Below are 20,516 nucleotides of genomic sequence, written 5' to 3'. Positions count from 1 at the left end.
CTCTCGAAAGCGGGTGCAAAAGTAGGGGCTTTTTTTTTACCATCCAAATATTACGGCAACTTTTTTCGAACTTTTTTTCTCGATGGGGGATCGGGTACATTATTTACTAAAGACAATTTTTTTCTCCGAAATCTATCTAAAAAAACTCGTACGTCTTTTTTCAAAAACACGTACATGAATTTCAAAAAACATGTACGTGCTTTTTGAAGACCCTGTAAGAGCCAACCGTTTTTTTTCATATATTTGAGGTCTCATCTAAATATAGACAAATAATGAAACACTTAAGTTCCTCTATTTTATTAGGGTTAGGGTTGTTATCCTTCTTCTCCTGCAAAGAAGCTACCGCGCCCGCCCCCATCTTGCCCGTTCCTACGCCGGCACAAGTTGAATGGCATAAACTGGAAACATATGCCTTTGTCCATTTCGGCCTAAATACCTTCAACGATCTGGAATGGGGCTACGGAAATACTCCGGCCTCCACATTCAACCCAACAGACCTGGATTGCGACCAATGGGCACGTACGATCAAAGCCGCCGGGCTGAAAGGCGTTATCCTGACCACCAAGCATCACGACGGATTTTGCCTATGGCCCACCGCTACGACCGAGTACAGCGTAAAGAACTCTCCTTGGAAAGATGGCAAAGGAGATATGGTAAAAGAACTCTCCGACGCCTGCAAGAAACACGGGCTAAAATTCGGAGTCTATCTTTCCCCTTGGGACAGGAATAGCGAGAACTACGGACAACCGGGATATGTAGAGAAATTCCATGCCCAATTGCATGAATTAGTCTCCAACTACGGCCCTCTGTTCGAATATTGGTTCGATGGCGCGAATGGCGGCAACGGTTGGTACGGAGGCACGAACGAGACCCGCGCCATCGACGCCAAGACATACTACCAATATGAACGAGCACGTGATACGCTTAAGGCACATCACCCGGATATCATGATTTTCGGGGGTACAGTGCCCGATATCCGTTGGATCGGCAATGAGGAAGGCTGGGCAGGCGATACCCAATGGAGTATCTTCGCCCCGGAACCGTCGATGCCGACTTTCCAGCAAAGCGTATGGGGAGACGAGAACGGCCCGATGTGGCTGGGCGGGGAATGCGATGTATCTATCCGTCCGGGATGGTTTTATCACTCCAGGGAAGACCACCAAGTCAAATCCTTGGCAAAATTAGTGGATCTTTACTACCGGAGCGTCGGGCATAACGCCAATTTCTTGTTGAACTTCCCCGTAGCGTTGAACGGAAAAATAAGCCCGGTCGATTCTGCCCGCGCCGTACAATGGTATCAAACCATCCAAAACGATTTCAAGGAGAATCTGTTGAAAGGCTGTTACGTACAAGCGAGCAATAAAAGGGGCAGCCTCTTCAGCCCTAACAAGACCGTAGACGGAGACTGGGATACCTACTGGGCTACAGATGATGGAGTAAACAGCGGTTCCTTGACATTCACGTTGACTCGTCCTTCCGACGTAAACCGCTTGGTAATACAAGAATATATCCCGCTAGGGCAACGAGTCCGCTCGTTCAATATCGAGCTTGAGCAAAACGGGAAATGGATACCGGCGCAGACCGTAGACTCTACGACAACGGTGGGTTACAAACGGATCGTCCGTTTCCAGACCGAGAAAGCGGAAAAGATACGAATCAACTTCACGGATGCTCGCGGGCCTCTTTGCATCAATAACGTGGAAGCATATCTTGCCCCCGCCTTGGTGACCGAGCCGGCGATCACCCGCGATCTCGACGATAAGGTAACGATACAGGCCGGAGATAAAGGTTCAGAGGTTCATTATACGACCGATGGATCTGAGCCGACCAAAGAGTCTCCGCTCTATGAAGCCCCATTCGCTTTCGCCCAGAAAGGGACGGTCAAGGCGATCGCTTACGACCCGACTTTCGACAAGATCAGCCCTGTTTCCACGCAAACGTTCGATATCCCCGCCCGCGATTACACGATCTTATCACCCGAGGATGAGAAAACCAGCGTAATCCTGGACGGAAACGGTTATACGACCTATTACCTTCCTCAAGGAAAACAGGAATTAGTCGTACAGTTGGCGAAAAAGATGCCTATATCCGGATTCCGTTACACCCCGAACCAAGGGCGTGACGCTAGCGGCCATATCTCTAACTATCAATTATACATTGACGGTAAAAAAGTGTCGGAAGGTGAATTCTCCAATATCAAAGCCAACCCGATCGAGCAAGTCGTACATTTCCCGGCAACGAGAGGCAAGCAAATCCGCTTGGTAGCGACCCGTATCGTAGACAATAAAAAGCAAGCGGGTATCGGAGAGTTCTCGGTAATCACGGAAGAATAACGAAAACCCGGCCCAAACAAAAGAGACCGCCTCTGAGGTGAAACACCTCGAAGCGGTCTCTTTCCTTAATCCCAACAAACTTTTATCCCATCGAACTTTCGATTACCTGTGTGGTTTTCTCAAAACTCTTTCTTAAGACCTCCTTCACGTCCATGGTTTCCCAATAGCCTTTATTAAAAAGCTCCACGGATAACCCGCCCCTGAAACCAGAGTCATACAGCAAAGGAAGTATTTCATCAAACGGGCAAATCCCATCCCCCGGAAACACCCGGTCTGAATCTTTCAACTCCGTACGTGGAGGCAAATCCGGATAATCGTTGATGTGAAAGACCGGAAGAATCTTCCCATTCACCAAACGCAAACTATCAAAGCTATTCCCTCCTCTGTACAAATGATAGAAATCCAACAAGACAGAAGCCCGCGAATGCCCGGAGGCGATCGCTATCGCCATAGTATCCGATAATTGATTCAGAACCCCGGCTCCCCAGAGTTCCAATATCGGGGTGACCCCCATCTCATCCCCCAAATCCAGTATCGCCCGATAGCGCCCGGCATATTCCGGAAGACGCGCACGATCCAATTGGGTAACCCCTTGGGCCGGGGCGGCGATAAACTTACCGCCCAGTCCCGCTACCATCTCCATATCATGCCGCATTTGGTTTAACCCCTCCTCCCGTTTCGAAGGATCATCGGCAAACCATGACGCGAAACCGATCATATTCTCCAGTAAAAGTCCGGAAGCTTCCAACTGTCGCCTGAGCGTCTCATAAGAACCACCTTGCTTCACGAACGCATCCACATCACGGGTCCATAACTCAATTCCCTCAAAACCAGCCTCGGCACATAAGTCAATCTGTTTTTGAACAGGTAGTTTATAGCCCGATATCGTAGAGACATTGAGGCTGACGCGGAAGGGACGTTTCGGAGAGGACACTCCGGATGAAGACTCCTCTTTTTTCTTCGGGGCGCAGGAAGCCCATCCCCCGAACGTACCGCCCAAGACCGCCAAGCCGGTAGCCCGTAGCATATTACGTCTTGAAATCTTTTTCTCAAGCATAACTCTCTCTCATTTCAGATTACACCTCCAGAGATTTACGGGCTTCCCGATCCGGATCATTCCGGACTTCACACGTATTATCCAGGATCATCACCTCGCCATTTTCTTCCGTATATCCCGGCCAAGCGGGTAACTCTCCTCCATTCGGATCTCCGGTCCGCATGAAATTCAACAAAGCGCCAGACATCTTGCCCGACAACGCACGAGGAACCTTGCCTCCTCCCGTATGGGTAAACATCCGGTCCGTGTTCTTAAACCAGAAACAGATATCCAAGCAATGGAACGCACGCATACGGTTATTAAACAAGGGCGGACACCAACCAAACCAAGCTACATATACCGGCTGGCCTTGCTTTAACTTCGCGTTGGCCGCCTCAACCACTCGCTGACGGGAAGACAAGATCATCGCCCAAAGCTCCACAGGGCTTTTATCGGGGAAATTCTTGGCGAAAGCCTTCACGATCGATTCCGCTTTATCACCATATTGACTTTTCAGTTTCTCGATCACACCGTCTTGAGTGATTTTCTCCAAGGCCGCATCCGCCCTGTTTGGGTTCCATTCATGGAAAGTCGTGCAAAATATCATCGGGACAACGGGAGATTCCAGTCGGCTCTCGCCGGAATAGAATACACCGGCCGGAATATTCCGGTCATCAGCGACAGGGCCAAAAGTCCGTCTCATGCTAATCCCTTGCTCTTCCCAGCACTTTTTACAGGCCCTATCCGCAATATCCAGATATTCCCGCCAGGGTATCCTTTGCAATTTATGCAGTTCGGAGGCGGTCAGCCCCGCCTCTTTCAAGATATATTCCCCTACTTTACGAGTCATCGCTTGATCGGAGGCTCCTACCGTAGACCCACTCAGGGCCACGGCTTTATGAATCAGGCCCTTCGCTGCCGGCATAGCGGCTACCGTACAGACCTTAGAACCTCCTCCGGATTGCCCCATGACCGTCACGTTCCCGGGATCTCCACCGAAATTGGCGATATTATCATGTACCCATCGCAACGCGGCGATGATATCCAGCATCCCGACGTTTCCGGAATCCTTATACGCTTCCCCGCCGACCCCGGATAGATCGGAGAAACCGATCGGGCCTAACCGGTGATTAATGGAACAGAACACGATGTCTCCTTCCCGGCTTATATTCTCCCCGTGATATCCATCCTGCTCGATCCCGCTACCATTCGTGAAACCGCCACCGTGCAGCCACACCAATACCGGACGTTTCTTGCCATCCGCTATGCCCGGTGTCCATACATTCAAATACAGGCAGTCTTCGCTCACATCCCAATAATTCCAATGATCGGCGAAAGTACCGTAATTATTGGGCCACCGGTTCTCCATCCGCTGCGGCGCCGTATTCCCGTAAAAGACCGCCGGCCTCACATCCGTCCACGGTTCCGGCTTCTTGGGAGGCATAAAGCGATTTTCCCCCGACGTATCCGCCCCATAAGGAACCCCTAAAAATGTATATACACGGTTCAACAGATACCCTTGTACCTTCCCATACTCCGTCTGCGCGATCGCGATATCATCTCCGATAAACAAAAACTGTCCATCTTCCCCTCCCTCAACATTCTGCTTGGGGGAGGACCCCCCGGACGGGGCACACGAGGAAGCCAAACCTCCCATACCCAAAGAGGCCGTGCCCAGTCCTAGGTTTCTCACAAATTGTCGTCTATTCATATGCATAAAAACACAACTTTTTTAATATCCCGGATTCTGTTTCCAAGATTGGTTCTTCGTAATCTGATCGTATGGTATAGGGAATAGGTCACGTGTATTATTATCCAAAGCCTCCTTAAACGTCCAGCTACCCTTAGCGAACTTATCCCAACGAATCAAGTCCTGACGGCGCCAACCTTCCCAAGCAAACTCACGGCCACGCTCATCAATCAACTCATCCAACGTTAATGTCTCCGGAGTATATACAGGCTGGCTTGCTCGCTCGCGTATTAACCGGAACGCAGGTTCCGCGCATAAAGCGGACAAAGTAGTGGTATTACCACCCCTCAAGATAGCCTCTGCCTTCATATAATAGATATCGGCCAAACGATATAAAACAAAATCATTATTCATATTACCGGTCATCCCCAGCTCATACTCATACTTCTGGATTCGAGCGCCTTCCCAGCGATAAGCGGCGTTAATGGAAGATACCTCAATAGTCAGCTCCAATTGTTTTCCCGGATTGTCGCCATCCTCAACTGGTTCTCCCGTCACTTTATCATAAATCAAACCATAGATAAAAGTCGCCTTTTTCCGGGTATCGTCTTCTTTATACAAAGCAAGAAAATCCGGGGTCGCACAACCTCCGTTCCAACCACCGACATTTATACCCCACATCTGGCGGGATTTCGGATGCCCGGAGAATTTATGGAAATGGAACTCATAGTCTCCATTTGAATTGATACCATTCTGCATCGGTACCACGAAAATATTCTCTTTACAAGACTCATTCGATACTTTAAATGGAGCGGAGAAATCAGACTCGATCTCATAATATCCGGAATCAATCACTTTATCACAGTATTCTATCACCTTATTCATATCGTCTACATCATAAGAAGAAGCCCCTTTGAACACTTTCGCATTCAAATATAGTTTCGCCAACATCGTATAAGCCATCGATTTCGTGCATCTTCCATAGTTCTCGGCAGACGGAGCCTCATCCAAATATTCCAAGTTTTCTAAAATACAATCCACGACTTTCTGATAAAGCTCAGGACGGCTTGTCTGAGGAGAAGCCGTGATCTCACTCTCATACGTGTCGATATAAGGAACATTCCCGAATAAGTCCAGCAAGATGGAATAATAGAAACATCTCAAGATGACAGTCTCCGCACGATATTTATTATAGACATCAACATCCATCTCCTCCTTATACGTATCCAAGTCGTAAACCACACGGTTACATGTCGTTATTCCGGAAAACACAGAAATCCACACATTATTCAAGGCATCCAGATTATATTGCCACTGATGGCGATGGAAATCCTGCCACACCCCTCCATCATACCAGTCATTACCCGGCGCACGAGTCGGGACGACACATTCGTCCGAGGAAACCGTTTGCAATCCCCATACCCCCCAGTGATTCTGATAAGCCTGCAATTCCGCATAGGCAGCGCCCACCGCTTGCGGAATCAAGGATGGATCCGCATAAAAGTCATTTGATACCATTTGTCCGGTCGTATCCTCATCCATATCTGTACAAGAAGGAGCGATAGCCATAAAACAAATCATTGCTACTAGATATATTAAACTATATTTTTTCATAACCTTCGATATTTTGAGTATCTATTAAAACGTAACATTCAAACCTAGGATAAAAGAACGGCTGGCCGGATAATAACGAGTCCTCTCGATACCCATATTATCTAATCCTACCATATCAACCTCCGGATCGATACCTTTATATCCCGTGATCGTGAACAAGTTCTGACCTGTTAAATACAAACGCAAGTTTTGCATGAAACCTAATTTTTTCACCGGTACATTATAACCTAACGTAATATTATCCAACTTCAAGAAAGAACCATCCTCCAAATAATAACTAGAAGCTTGTGCTGCGTCTTGCAATGGGATATCCATTACCGAAGCCAACATATTTTTCTCCTTTCCGGCCACATTCCGGTTTTCCAACGCCATGCGGCTTACATTATAGACATCATTTCCCACGATCGCCCGGAACGTAAATGATAAATCAAAATCACGATATTTAAACTCATTTGTCCACCCCGCGATAAAATCGGGTTGCGCATTACCAACGATCTCCCGATCTTCGTTATAGGTAAATTCTCCATCTCCATTAACATCCTTAAATATCCATTTCCCGTCTTCCGTAAACCCTTCGAATACCGGCAAATAAAAATCGCCCACCTTACCTCCGGGAACCAAGCGGATCAATGGAGTAGAGTTCATTCCACCCAAGTCTCCGTCCGACAAAGTACCAGTCTCGATCCAATCCGTTTGGAATGTCTCATTACTCAGTTTATCCAGCCTATTCGTATTAAAAGAGAAATTAATCGAGCTAGTCCATGAGAAATCTTTCGTCCGCACAGGTGTACCTGATATAGAGAATTCCAATCCTTTACTGGTAGCGTCACCCACATTGGCTAACATGGTAGAATATTGATACGGAGGCGTCGGTACCTTATATTCATACAACAAATCAGATACTTTACGCTTATACATATCAATCGTCACGTTCAAACGGTTATTGAATGCCGCGAAATCAACACCTAAATTCCATTCACCCTTTTTTTCCCATTTCAAGTCCGGGTTTTGATTCTGTGTCGGCCCATAAGCGTTCACCCACGTCTTCGAGGAATGATCATAAAAACGACCAACGACTCCCATCATTGCCAACGACAGATAATTATCCGAAGGCATATTACCGGTCACTCCATAACCAAGGCGTAATTTCAAGTCATTAATCCAACTGGCATTTTCCATAAATCCCTCGTTTCCGATAGACCAACCAACACTTACCGCAGGAAAAGTTCCCCATTTATAATCAGCGCCTAGACGAGTCGATCCTTCCCGGCGAACAGAAGCAGAGAGCAAATAACGGTTCCCGAAATTATAATTTACACGTCCGAAAAATGAGACCAAATTATCTTGAGATACCTCTCCCTCCATCATACTCTGACTCGGATTATTGATCAAGTTGCTACCTGCGCCCAGATTAAAATAAGAATACACATCCGAATCGAAATTCGAGTTGTTCATGCCAAACGACTCTCGGTAATTATGCTCGTAGGTATATCCTCCCAATACTACCAAATGATGCTCTCCGAAAGATTTCACATAATCGATCGTTGTTTCCAGCGTCTTATTAAAACGAGTATTAAAGCTCCGGGAAGCAGACCCAAAATCAGAGGTATTAAATACTTCCCGGGAGGTGTAAGTACCCTTATTTATATCAGAATATTTCAATGAACCGAACGCTTGCGCACGAAGCCCTTCCAAAATATTCCAAGTCACACGGGCTGAACCTTGGAAAAGCCCACCTTTCGTACGACGGTCACGCTGCATGATGTAAGCTACCGGATTTGAATACCCCTGGATATCCAGCGCATAGAAACCACCGGCATCTATCGTACCCGTCTCATCGTATACGGGAGCCGTAGGATTATAATAATATGCATGCTTAAAAGCGGAATAATCATCATAACTAGAATTCTCGCCTTCCCGGTCGAAACGACGATAAGTAGCGTCGTATGCTATTTGAATCTTCTTATTGAACAAATTCTGGTTCGCGGAGAAACGGGCGATCATCTCGTTAAATCCAGACTTAAGAGCGATACCTTGGTTATTACGGTAAGAAACAGAAGCCCGGTAATTAAAATCGGTCGTACCTCCCGTTAACGCCAAGTTATGCGAGTGAGAGAAAGGGGTCCTGGTAATCTCGTCCATCCAATTCGTATTATATCCCCGGTCGTTTCCCCCGTTCGCCAAAAACTGGTCACGATCCATAACCTCCAATTGATTCGCAACAGAAGAGATGGACATGTATCCGTTATAGGTGACACTCATTTTCCCGGCGGTGCCTCGCTTGGTCGTAACCAAGATAACGCCGTTCGTTCCTCGGGTTCCATATATGGCGGCGGCAGAACCATCTTTCAATACGTCGATACTTTCAATATCATCTTGAGGAATAGCGGCCAAATCCCCTTGGGGTATACCGTCGATAACTATCAACGGAGAGGTGTTGCCGGTCAAGGAAGAAGTACCGCGTAATTGGAACTTATACTCACCGTTCGGGTCTCCGGCATTTGGCTTGGATATATTCAAACCCGCCACTTTACCTTGCAACATACCCATCGGGTCCGACTGTATACCTTTGATCAAGTCTCCTTCTTTCAAGCCCGCGACAGAACCTGTTAACTCTTTCTTTTTCTGAGATCCATATCCTACGGCTACCACTTCTTGAAGACCGATACTTTCTTCCTCCAAACTCACGTTTATCGTACTCTTTCCATTTACCGGTACCTCAGCGGTTTTATATCCAATATAAGAAATGACCAATACGGCATTTGATGAAACATCTGATATCTGATACATACCGTTCATATCAGAAATCGTACCATTAGTCGTACCTTTCACCGCTACATTGGCGCCAATGATCGGTTCACCTGTCATAGATTCCTTTACAACTCCTTTTACCGCGATCGTTTGCGCCATCATAGGAAAAAATAGCGCCAAACTAACGATCAAAAACAGAGCCTTTCGAAGCCTTACTTCCTTTTTTTGATTTTTCATAACTCATTCATTTAAAGTTGACATTGTTTTTTATAAAAACGACTGGATCTCAATGCGTCGCAATTCAATTCGTTCGGTAATGGTTGAAGCTAAACTTTCGGGAATTGCCACGGACTTCTATAACTCCGTTTCAAATACGCATCCGCTTGCGGATTATCCACGAACTTACGCGCTTGCGGATCATACACGACACGAGTTCCCGTCAAATACGAGATATTAGCCATATGAGCCAAGATGGTAGCGAAAGCCCCTTTTTCGATCGGGCTGTTCGTCTCAATAGATTTATTTAATATACACTTACACCAATTCGTCGCATGGGCCTCAATACCTCCATCCTCGAACTTACCCACAAGCTGGGCACGATCGGTCAACAACTCACCTTCACGGTTCTTCTCAGGAATCAATTCATAGCCTTCACGGTTACACACTAAAGTAGCTTTACTTCCAACCCAAGCGACCCCTTGATCCCGGTTATAGAGATGAGCTACTTGCTGTGCCCATTCTATATGGAATTTCTTATATTGGAAAATCGTTGTCTGGCAACTGGGAGTCTCGTTAAAAGAGGTAGGATCTTTATAAGCCGTGGAGAATACCGCCTCCGGATATTCACGGTCGCACAATCCTAACGCCTTCAAACCATCGAACGCAGAGTCTATCCAATGTACCCCCCAATCAGTTTGCTGGCCACCTCCATAATCCCAGAAGCCACGCCATCCCCGAAAACGGTAATTATTGAACGGACGCTCAGGAGCCGGACCTAACCACATATCATAATCCAACGTCGAAGGAGCCGGAGAATCTGCCACGGCCGGGCGCGGATCCGTAGACTGGCAAAGCCATAGCTGAACCTTATAAACATCACCCAGCACCCCGGACCTCAAGATCTCATTGGCCGCCAAGAAATATCGTTGGCTTGTCTGCCACAAACCGGTTGTCACCACACCTTTATATTTCTTTTGGAAATCCATCATCGAATGACACTCCGGAATTGAGTTGGCGACTGGTTTTTCCACATAAATCGCCTTACCCGCTTTCAAAGCCTCCGCAAAGATATAAGGATGCCAATGATCCGGTGTCGCGATAATAACCCCGTCGATATCCTTATTCGCCAAGACTTCCCGGAAATCATTATATGCCTTGATCGAGGTTGTCTGGTCTGGGAAATCTTTCTTGAAACGTGCGATCTGCTCATCAAGTCTCACCTTATTCACGTCGCACATTCCCACACAATGTACCCATGGATTATCGGTCAAAGCCCCTTGTAAGTCACGGCATCCCATACCGACACCTATTACCGCTATATTCACCTGTCCATTTATCACCTCTTCCTTATGAGAGACGGAAGGAGTTGCCGATGCCCAAAGAGGCGAGAAGCCTAAGCCAGCGGCCAACATAGTCGAGTTCTTCAAAAAATTCCTACGTGTAGTCATAAATCATTATTTTAAGGTTATACAATTTATAAATTACGAATCCAGATATTGCGGAAAGCCACTTCCACGCCATGATCTTGCAAACTCAACGGCATACGGCCATGTGCCACATATTTAGGTAAACCGGTATATGGAGTCGTTCCTTTCAGTACATAGTTATTCTGTACGACGATACCGTTCAATACTACGGTAATCATAGCGGGAGATTCCAACTCATCATTTGTTCCGAACCGAGGAGCTTTCCAGTAAATATCATAAACTTGCCATTCGTTTGTCTTCGTGAAAGCGTTTACCAGCGGCGCGCTTTGTTTGTAAATACTGCCAACCCAACCATTCACATACGTAGGATTATCCTCGCAATCCAAAACTTGTACCTCATAACGGCTTTGTAGCATAATACCACTATTTCCTTTCATCTGCAACGTATTATCTTTTCCCGGCGTAGGGGTCTTGAACTCGATATGCAACTGGCAATCTCCAAAATAATCTTTTGTCTGAATCGATCCTGTCCCGCAAGCCACGATCATCGCTCCATCTTTCACGGTCCATTTCGCAGGACCTCCATCTTTTCCCGCAGATTCCCACATAGAAAGGTCTTTTCCATCAAACAGGATTATAGCGTCGGAAGGAGCTCCAGTCCCCACACCCGGTTTTACCTTGGGAGGAACCGGGTAATACCATTCGGTACTCTCGGGTTTCCATTTTTCCGGTTGTCTTTGTTGTTGGTTACTTTGCTGGGCGCTCATAAAAAACGCACCGCATAAAAAGCTGATAAGAACAATCATTTTTTTCATATTACATAGTATTAAATTAATAAGTGTCGCAAATGTATCATGGATACCAAAAATCCATTTTTTCTATTTTATCAAAATCATTTCCGATTGTCGCATAATACAAACTCAACCCGTTTAACCCGGTTATTGAGAGGATTGTATCAAAGATGAGACGATTTTACATGCCGTAGCAAGCCATATCCCTCGGTCATATTCCTCCTCCTCTCCCGAATCTTTTCCAAAGTCTGTAAATCCCCGATAGAAGGCATCTCATGCCGCTTAGCGTCATCCAAGAATTTCCACGCATATTCCGAGGCAATAGCGGAATCACGCATCAGTGGCAGGCGGGAATCAAAGACACCCGTTCGTACAGAATCCGCAAACAAATCGCATAATGTACTTATATTCTTCCCCCCATAGGGTCTCTCGATCCGATATGTCTCATTGACTCCCCTCAACTCTACGATCGCAGTCTTGAAATCATGACTCATCCGGGCGATTCCTTTCGTGCCGATTATGTCAATATAAGAATTATGCGTTTGGTCTTTCGATAACTGCCCATACACATGCCCTTGCGTTACATCGAAGACTACCCCATTCTCAAAAGTCCCGTGGCATTGTAACCACCAAGGTTCAGGATAATCCCACATCCGGATCGCCTGCGCATGCCATGTCTTATACTCACATCCGGCATACCAACGGGATATATCCACATAATGCATCCCGCAATCATGAAAAGACGGCCCCTCGTATTCATGGCCTTCTCCCGGAGCCAACCCCGGAGTCATATGGCAAACACGAATTATCGCTAATTCACCGATCTCTCCTTTCCGGATAAACTCTTTAATCGTATTATGATACCAAGAATTACGCAAATACAAATTGACAGTCGAAAACAAACTTGAGTTTTCCACGCATCTTACAACCTCCCATTCATGTTCGATTGTATCAGCGACCGGCTTTTCCGCGATGACATGCTTACCAAACGTCATCGCTTTCTTGATTTGCCTCAAGCGAGAGTCTGCCAATGTAAACAAACCGACTACTTGCACTTCCGGGTCCTCAAATATGACCTGCTCATCCGTTACAACTCGGGATGTCGGAGATTTCTTCCTCGCCAAGTCCCGTGCCGCCGGGTCTGTGTCGCAGATATAGAGGATTTCCCATTTATCGCTTTTCTGCATCTCCTCCAAATAAAACCCACCCATGCGGCCAAAGCCTATTATACCTACTTTTATTTTTTGACTCATACGTTTTCTTTTAAAGATTTACACTGTTTTTGTCAAAATTAAAGCCCCCTACCCCGAACAGCATTGCTCTTTTTTCTCAAAATTATTACTTTTCGTCTCAACAAACGATCTTACCAAAACAACTCCCCAAAAGTCAATATCTCAAACATAAGTATTGAAACAAAATGAAAAAACAATGATACGATCCTGTTATGGAGGCTTAAGGAAAAGGAGGTATATTGCATATAAATTATAAGGATCTATGAGAAAAAACTTGATGAATTATCTTTATACCTTATTATTTATAGTAGCCGCAATAGAAGCCAACGCCCAATCGTATTACTTCAAATCTTATGAGGTAGAAGATGGCTTGAGCAATAATAATGTGACTTGCTGCGTACAAGATCATTATGGTTTCATGTGGTTTGGAACACGAGACGGACTCAACCGGTTTGACGGAAATAAATTTCATATTATAAAAAACCAGACCCTGCAAAAAGGAACCTTAATCAGTAGCTGGATTACAGACTTGGCGATAAGCCCCTCCGGGGAACTTTGGGTGGGAACCAATATGGGGGTACAAAAATACGATTACCAAACCGACACGTTTTCCTTGATAAAGTTCACGAAAGGAATCGGTTGCACCAGCCTGGAATTTGACCGCCAAGGGAACCTATGGATGTTATTATCCGGCTTTTCCCTTATTAAGTATAACGAGCGATCCGAGTTACACCAAAATTACCTGTATAAAGATAGTGATCCTATCACCTCTTTCTATATCACCCCGCAAGATCAGATATGGGCAACCACGCTAAACGGCCATGTCGTCTTATTAGACCCGACAGATAATAAATTCACTCCCCTAAACATCCACAACGGCAACGACACCCTACGTATCAATAATATGACTACCCTATGGGCATCCCCATCTGATAACACATTACTGATCGGTACAAGCGATAACGGGATCAAGCAGGTTAACATACAAACAGGAGCCTGTAGAAATATTCTTACCCAACAAAAAAACAGCCCCTTATACACCCGGGATATTTTCCAAGTGACAAACGACGAGGTATGGATCGCCACCTACAACGGCATCTATATCTACCAAATACCCTCAAACAAAACTTTTCACGTAGAACAAGACAAATGTGATCCTTATTCCCTATCCAACAACGCTACCAAGCAGTTTTGCAAAGACCGGGAAGGTGGCCTATGGATCTGTACGGACAATGGAGGTATCAATTACCTCCCCCCTTACCTCAAATTCAAGAAAGATTACAATATCCCCGGACAAAAAACCATTAATGGTGATATCATCCACGACATCTGCCAAGACGCTAACAATAACATATGGATAGGGACAGAAGACGCAGGCCTCAATAAACTCGACATATACACACAGACTTATAAGAATTTCCAAGATAAAGACGGTCTTTCCCAAAGTTGTATCCACGGGCTTGCCGTAATCGGCAATTCTTTATGGATCGGGACGCATGCAAACGGAATAGATGTTATGGATACCCATACAGAGAAAATCACCAAGCATTATACCATAGGCCCGAATCCTTACGCAACTCAAAATGATATCATCGTATATCTATATAAAACCCGGAAAAATGATTTGCTCGTAGCTACGGCATCCGGTATATATCAATATAATCCCGATAAAGATATCTTCGAACCTCTCGACCAATTCCCTAGTAATTGCAGGGTACAAACGATTTTCGAGGATCATGAGGGGGTTATATGGGCCGGTACATTTAATACCGGACTATATTATTCCGACCCTATTCGGCAAAAACATGGTGAGTTCAAATTGGATTCCATGAACACAAACGCCAGCCGAACAATCAACCACATTCATGAGGATACTAAAAATAACCTGTGGTTCGCAACCGGGAACGGAGTGAAAATGTATGACCGGCACTTAAAGACTACGATAAGATATACGACTCAAGATGGCCTACCCAGCGATGTTGTCTATCGGATCGAGGAAGACCATAAAGGGCAAATGTGGATCAGTACCACAAACGGCCTGGCCGTACTTAATCCGGTCAACCAAGAGATCAAGGTATTCAAAAAAGAGCATGGGCTTTTGTCTAATCAGTTCAACTATAATTCTTCCCTGAAATCCAAAGACGGCAAGTTATATTTCGGAACTTTGAAGGGCTTGGTCCGGTTCCATCCCGATAATATCCAACAATTCTCTATCCAACCAAAGATTTACATGACACAAATCTGTTATTCAGACCCCGATCAAAACCTATTGAGGCAAAAAGATATTACCTTTAAACAAGAAATCACCTTGGAGCATAATCAATCGACCTTTTATATCGACTATACATCGCTAAGTTATCAAGCCCCCAACCTCACTCAATACGCTTATTGCATGGAAGGGCTAAGTTCCAAGTGGTATCATGTGGTGGGGGAAAACCGGGTGTATTTCACTAAACTGCCGCCCGGTAACTATACGTTCAAAGTAAAGGCGGCGAACCTGTCTGGTATCTGGAACGATGAACCGGCGATGTTCCGGATCACGATTCTTCCTCCGTGGTGGCTCTCTACAGCGGCGCTGATCTTATACGGGGTGGCCGCTATCGGGTGTATCATTTTGTTGATCCTTATCATTTCCCGTCATAACAAGGCGAATATACAGCAGAAAATACAGGAGTTCGAGAATGAGAAAGAGAAGGAACTATATCAGGCGAAAATCGACTTCTTTATCAATATCGCCCATGAGATACGCACACCTTTGACTTTAATTAAAAGTCCTCTGGAGAAAGTAACCCGGGATATCAAGCTATCCCCCAGCGCCAAGAATTATCTGACGATAGTGGATAAGAACGCAAACCGGCTATTGGATCTGGTGAATCAGTTACTGGATTTCAGGAAAACGGAGATCGAGGGGTATAAGCTGAATTTCATTCATACGGACATCATCGCACTAATGCAGGAGACTTTCGAACGTTTCCGCGACACGGCAGAAGAAGAATCGTTGCAAATGGTCATCGAATATAACGTAAAATCGTTCTACGCCTTCATTGATAAGGAGGCATGCACGAAGATACTCAGCAACCTCTTATCAAACGCGATCAAATACGCGAGAAGCAAAATCATCGTCCGGTTCGAGGGACAGGATGACGAGCGATTCACGATCGATATCATGAACGACGGAAAGGCCATCTCGGAGGAAATAAAAGAAAAGATCTTCGAACCTTTCTACCGCGACGGTTCCTCTATCCATAAATCCGGGACCGGACTCGGATTACCTCTAGCCCGCTCCCTGGCTGAGATGCACGAGGGATCGCTGACACTGGAAGAATCCGCGGACGGACTCATCACCTTCAGATTACGCCTGCCGGTAAACCAACCGAACTCGTTAAAGCTAGAGGAAGAGGAAACCGGATCTCTGAACGAGACGGACCGAGAACGGAAGTACGTCACCCAAGAATCCCGCCCGACAGTTCTCGTAGTGGAGGATAATGCGGAAATGCGTCATTTCATCGGCCAAGAGGTCAATACACTCTACAATGTTGTCACCGCCGGTAATGGCGAGGAAGCGATTGCCTGCCTTAAGGAATATGGTATTCAATTAATCATCAGCGATATCATGATGCCTGTCATGGATGGTTTCACCTTATTGAAAAAGATAAAGACGAATCTGGAGTTCAGCCATATCCCGGTTATCCTCCTAACGGCCCAAAACACTTTGCAATCCCGCATGGAAGGGCTTGAGCTGGGGGCAGACGCTTACATCGACAAGCCTTTCTCCATGGACTTATTGCTTACCCAAGTGACGAACCTGCTGAATAACCGGAATAACATGCGCGCCTATTATTTCAACTCGCCGATAACCAACCTCAAATCCATGGCTTACACGAAGGCTGACGAGAAGTTCCTGAAAAAACTGAACGATATCATCGACAGTCATATAAACGACGTGAACCTAGACGTGGACATGATAGCGGAATTAATGAACCTGAGCCGTCCGACCCTTTACCGTAAAATCAACGGCCTGTCGAACGTGACACCCAACGAACTGATCAAGATCAGTCGGTTAAAGAAAGCCGCCGAGTTGATCCTTCAAGGCGATATGAGAATTTACGAGATCGCCGAGGCGGTAGGTTTCAACTCGCAATCTTATTTCAGCCGGGCTTTCTCCAAGCAATTCAACATGAGCCCCTCGCAATACGCAAAAGAAAATAATATCGAATTGAAATAATCCGTCCGGAAGAATTGCTATGAAACCGGCAGGTTACTTTCTCTTGCTATACTTGGAGACCGGGAATTTTCTTGGTCTCCGGCTCCTGAAAAACATCCTCCTTCCACAAAAGATTTTATTCTTGAATGCACATAAGAAAGGCTGTTTAAACCATTTATTTTAAAGAGGTGTTTTCCTATTACTTGTTTATAGTCAAAAATCAAAAGATCATGGATATTTCACTTCGTACTAAGCAACTGAGCAGTCTTTTCTCTTATGACAAAAAGATCGCATTGGAAGAGAATCATCTGGAAATCATCCCGTTTCGCTTCATCCAGACCCGCGGAGCCAGCGAGATCGATGAGTTCCAAAAAGGGCTTACCCCTACCGGATTCTGTCCGGTGACTGACGATCGTATTCAAGAGAACAAGTCTTTCTCGTATGCCATATTCACGCCCTCGGGACGTAAAAAGAGTAACGAAGCGATTATCTTGTTGCACGGGCTCAACGAGCGAACTTGGGAAAAGTACCTCACGTGGGCAGAATACCTCACCCATACGACCGGTAAGCCGGTTATCCTGTTCCCGATCGCCTTCCATATGAACCGTACCCCAAGACTATGGGCCAATCCTCGTGCGATCCTCCCTTGGGTGAGCCGACGCAAGGAAGAGGTAAAAAGCCTGACGAACTCTACGTTCGCAAACGTGGCCCTTAGCAGCCGGCTATCTCAAAACCCGCTACGTTTTTATGCCTCGGGCAGGGAGTCTGTTTATAATATGTGGCAATTGGTTCATGAGATCAAAAATGGCGAGCATCCTTTATTCAAGGAAGATACTTCCATCAATTTATTCGCTTACTCTATCGGGGCGTTGCTTTCGCAAGTCTTGCTATTGGCGAATCCGGATCAGATGTTTACGGATACCCGTTTATTCATGTTTTGCGGCGGCTCCATTTTCAGCGAGATGGATGGCAATGCCCGTGATATCATGGACAAGGAGGCGTTCGCCAAGGTACGCCATTACTTCCGGCACGATTTTCTGGAGAATCGTACACTTCCCACCTCTTTCAAGAATGATTTCTTGGAGCAAGCTTTTAAGTCTTTAATACGTAAGGATATCTTAAGAGATTACCGGGAATCGTTCTTCCGGCGGGCTTGCGACCGTATTCGCGCGATCTCCTTGAAAAAAGATATCGTTATGCCTACCGGTGGGGTGATCAAGGCTTTAGGGAAAGCTTCCGGCAAGATATTGGAAGAACTGGATTTCCCATTCACATACTCCCACCAAATTCCCTTCCCGATTCATTCCCGTATCGATCCGTCCCTGATCAACCAAGCCTTTCACTCCATATTCAGGAGGGTGGCGGCATTTCTCTAATGAACAATGAACATGGTCTGCTCTACCAATGTGGCTTACGTGAAAGAAAATTACATAAAGAACGAACCGGTCCATTCAAAAAAAATCGCCAAATAACCTTTATCCAGTTATTTAGCGATTATCAATCGTGGTCCCACTTAGGCTTGAACCAAGGACTCCCTGATTATGAGACCGAGAAATTAACCTTTTTACTGTATGTCATCTCATATAATATATTTAGCTTTGCATTGTAAATCAATTGATTGCAATTTATATTTCATTTGATTTAGTTGTATTTATTCCGTCACGGAAACGTCACGTTTTTTTAAGTGTCAGGACGATATACAATGAGAAGAAATACAGCAACAAAAGGTTTTAAGTTCAAACTCTAACAGAAACGGGCAAATGGTCGTTTTGCCGTATCCCTTGTATTGCGATATAACGGTCAACGTCTATTAATCAGCTTACCCTTTAGTGCAACAGAAATGCAATGGGATACAAATAAAGAAAGATTTGTAGATGATGAAACAGCCCGAAATATCATTAAGGAGCAAAAGCTAACCGGGGATGCGAAGAAAGAGTTTCTTTCCCAACTGCACCCTGACCGGGAAGTAAACAACCTATATCTAGATAAGAAAACAGCAGAACTACTATCCATCGTAGAAGATTATGAACGCAGGCACATACCCTTTACAAATGTGATAATATAGGAACGGTTGTTTGTAGTCCTCAAATCCAGTACAGTTGAAAAATACTTGTTATTTCATATCGATAAACTGAAAACAAGTAATCGTCATGGCACTGCCTCCACTTTTGAAGACCTTCATATTTGCTTGAAGAAATTTGATAAAAGTTTCAGCAAAAGATTGTTTCCGGATATTAACTTTGACTATGTTTCCCGGTTCTTCGAGAACGAAAGAAATGCTGGTCGTGAAGTTGGCGGTATCGGGGTTAATCTTCGTGCCTTGCGTACGTTATTAAATAGCGCCATCAAAGAGAATGTCGGTAGTCCTAAAACTTACCCTTTCAGTAACCAGTATGGAACACGTATCGAGAAAGACACATTCGGTTTAGCAAAAGAGGTAAAAACCAATACAAGAAAACATGTCTCCCACAGAACTGAATGATTTCAAGAAGAACAAGAGCAAAAAGCTCAACAAGTACCTGAAAGAAATGGCGCCATTATGGGATTTCCAGAAGGTATCCAAGACCTCAGTACATATTTTGCCCGGCATAACTTCGCCATGCGCTTATTTTCAAAGACAAAGTCTATTGATATTGTAAGCGCAGGACTTCATCGCTCCAATACGGAGATAACAAAGGTGTATCTGGAGTCGTTTGGGACAGATGAAGTAGCAAAGGTTACATCTGATTTGTTAAAATAGCAGCTATTCAAAAAATCACAATTATTATACAAATAGAAGTAAGCTAATCAAAATAATGTTTGTATCTTTGTGAGATAACATAAATCCTATTGGAACACAAACGATTATGGATACTAAGTATAATTGCTTTGAATATATGATTGATAGATTTGCCGCCATTGAAAATGGTGACTTATCTTCATTTACTAGACTCAAAGTGTTAAAATTATTATTCTTTGTGACGGCCATAGGCTCTGAGAAATCAAAGGAAGAGAACTTATTGTCTATTTTCGATAATTTTGTAGCTATGCCATATGGTCCCGTTGAAAGTGACATATATAATTGTATTACTCAAAAACAATTAAATAAATATGAAATTTCATCCAGTAATTGTTCACTTAAACCATATGCAAATGCAAACAATATATCTAATATATTAAAACAATCAATAGACAATTCAATAGACAATTCAATAGACAATTCAATAGACAATTCAATAG

At 44.9% G+C, this 20,516-nt stretch carries 13 protein-coding genes; 6 read left to right on the top strand and 7 right to left on the bottom strand.

The window, feature by feature from the left end:
- The first annotated feature begins 272 nt into the window (after positions 1-272).
- On the top strand, positions 273-2,333 hold the full coding sequence (locus Q0110_RS17530; protein WP_297909547.1) for an alpha-L-fucosidase: 2,061 nt from the start codon (positions 273-275) through the stop codon (positions 2,331-2,333).
- 82 nt (positions 2,334-2,415) lie between these two features.
- Here Q0110_RS17530 and Q0110_RS17525 read toward each other — a convergent pair whose 3' ends face one another.
- The 7 genes from Q0110_RS17525 to Q0110_RS17495 form a co-directional block, all read right to left on the bottom strand.
- On the bottom strand, positions 2,416-3,390 hold the full coding sequence (locus tag Q0110_RS17525; RefSeq protein WP_297909543.1) for a sugar phosphate isomerase/epimerase family protein: 975 nt from the start codon (positions 3,388-3,390) through the stop codon (positions 2,416-2,418).
- Between the two features lie 19 nt (positions 3,391-3,409).
- A complete protein-coding gene (locus Q0110_RS17520; RefSeq protein WP_297909519.1) occupies positions 3,410-5,086 on the bottom strand; it encodes a carboxylesterase family protein in 1,677 nt (558 codons plus the stop codon).
- Between the two features lie 15 nt (positions 5,087-5,101).
- Positions 5,102-6,673, bottom strand: a complete 1,572-nt coding sequence (locus Q0110_RS17515; protein ID WP_297909516.1) for a RagB/SusD family nutrient uptake outer membrane protein — start codon at positions 6,671-6,673, stop codon at positions 5,102-5,104.
- 24 nt (positions 6,674-6,697) lie between these two features.
- Positions 6,698-9,661 (bottom strand): TonB-dependent receptor, encoded by a 2,964-nt coding sequence (locus Q0110_RS17510; RefSeq protein WP_297909513.1) that lies wholly within the window; start codon positions 9,659-9,661, stop codon positions 6,698-6,700.
- Between the two features lie 89 nt (positions 9,662-9,750).
- Entirely contained in the window at positions 9,751-11,091 is a 1,341-nt protein-coding gene (locus Q0110_RS17505; protein ID WP_297909510.1) for a Gfo/Idh/MocA family oxidoreductase, read from the bottom strand.
- 26 nt (positions 11,092-11,117) lie between these two features.
- Positions 11,118-11,885 carry a DUF1080 domain-containing protein gene (locus Q0110_RS17500; RefSeq protein ID WP_297909507.1) on the bottom strand — a complete coding sequence of 256 codons (768 nt, stop codon included), beginning with the start codon at positions 11,883-11,885 and terminating at the stop codon, positions 11,118-11,120.
- 140 nt (positions 11,886-12,025) lie between these two features.
- Positions 12,026-13,114 carry a Gfo/Idh/MocA family oxidoreductase gene (locus Q0110_RS17495; RefSeq protein WP_297909504.1) on the bottom strand — a complete coding sequence of 363 codons (1,089 nt, stop codon included), beginning with the start codon at positions 13,112-13,114 and terminating at the stop codon, positions 12,026-12,028.
- Positions 13,115-13,355: 241 nt separating this feature from the next.
- Here Q0110_RS17495 and Q0110_RS17490 point away from each other — a divergent pair, with 241 nt between their 5' ends.
- From Q0110_RS17490 to Q0110_RS17470, 5 genes are all read left to right on the top strand, one after another.
- Positions 13,356-17,318, top strand: coding sequence for a hybrid sensor histidine kinase/response regulator transcription factor (locus Q0110_RS17490; RefSeq protein ID WP_297909501.1), 3,963 nt, complete (start codon positions 13,356-13,358; stop codon positions 17,316-17,318).
- 209 nt (positions 17,319-17,527) lie between these two features.
- Positions 17,528-18,673 carry a DUF6051 family protein gene (locus tag Q0110_RS17485; protein ID WP_297909498.1) on the top strand — a complete coding sequence of 382 codons (1,146 nt, stop codon included), beginning with the start codon at positions 17,528-17,530 and terminating at the stop codon, positions 18,671-18,673.
- A gap of 695 nt (positions 18,674-19,368) precedes the next feature.
- Complete coding sequence (locus tag Q0110_RS17480) at positions 19,369-19,779, top strand: phage integrase SAM-like domain-containing protein (protein ID WP_297909494.1); 411 nt, start codon at positions 19,369-19,371, stop codon at positions 19,777-19,779.
- A gap of 57 nt (positions 19,780-19,836) precedes the next feature.
- Positions 19,837-20,037: a hypothetical protein gene (locus tag Q0110_RS17475; protein ID WP_297909491.1), complete on the top strand. Its 201-nt coding sequence runs from the start codon at positions 19,837-19,839 to the stop codon at positions 20,035-20,037.
- Between the two features lie 136 nt (positions 20,038-20,173).
- A partial coding sequence (locus Q0110_RS17470; RefSeq protein ID WP_297909488.1) for a type II toxin-antitoxin system antitoxin SocA domain-containing protein occupies positions 20,174-20,516 on the top strand: 343 nt, incomplete at its 3' end.

This window comes from uncultured Parabacteroides sp. (assembly GCF_947855115.1).
GTDB lineage: Bacteria > Bacteroidota > Bacteroidia > Bacteroidales > Tannerellaceae > Parabacteroides.
Note: the sequence above shows the minus strand (reverse complement) of the source record. Positions and strands in the feature narration are given on the sequence as shown.

Excerpts from the sequence above, each read along its gene's own strand:
- Q0110_RS17530 (WP_297909547.1), top strand. The coding sequence starts at position 273 with ATGAAACACTTAAGTTCCTCTATTTTATTAGGGTTAGGGTTGTTATCC.
- Q0110_RS17525 (WP_297909543.1), bottom strand. The coding sequence starts at position 3,390 with ATGCTTGAGAAAAAGATTTCAAGACGTAATATGCTACGGGCTACCGGC.
- Q0110_RS17520 (WP_297909519.1), bottom strand. The coding sequence starts at position 5,086 with ATGCATATGAATAGACGACAATTTGTGAGAAACCTAGGACTGGGCACG.
- Q0110_RS17515 (WP_297909516.1), bottom strand. The coding sequence starts at position 6,673 with ATGAAAAAATATAGTTTAATATATCTAGTAGCAATGATTTGTTTTATG.
- Q0110_RS17510 (WP_297909513.1), bottom strand. The coding sequence starts at position 9,661 with ATGAAAAATCAAAAAAAGGAAGTAAGGCTTCGAAAGGCTCTGTTTTTG.
- Q0110_RS17505 (WP_297909510.1), bottom strand. The coding sequence starts at position 11,091 with ATGACTACACGTAGGAATTTTTTGAAGAACTCGACTATGTTGGCCGCT.
- Q0110_RS17500 (WP_297909507.1), bottom strand. The coding sequence starts at position 11,885 with ATGAAAAAAATGATTGTTCTTATCAGCTTTTTATGCGGTGCGTTTTTT.
- Q0110_RS17495 (WP_297909504.1), bottom strand. The coding sequence starts at position 13,114 with ATGAGTCAAAAAATAAAAGTAGGTATAATAGGCTTTGGCCGCATGGGT.
- Q0110_RS17490 (WP_297909501.1), top strand. The coding sequence starts at position 13,356 with ATGAGAAAAAACTTGATGAATTATCTTTATACCTTATTATTTATAGTA.
- Q0110_RS17485 (WP_297909498.1), top strand. The coding sequence starts at position 17,528 with ATGGATATTTCACTTCGTACTAAGCAACTGAGCAGTCTTTTCTCTTAT.
- Q0110_RS17475 (WP_297909491.1), top strand. The coding sequence starts at position 19,837 with ATGGGATTTCCAGAAGGTATCCAAGACCTCAGTACATATTTTGCCCGG.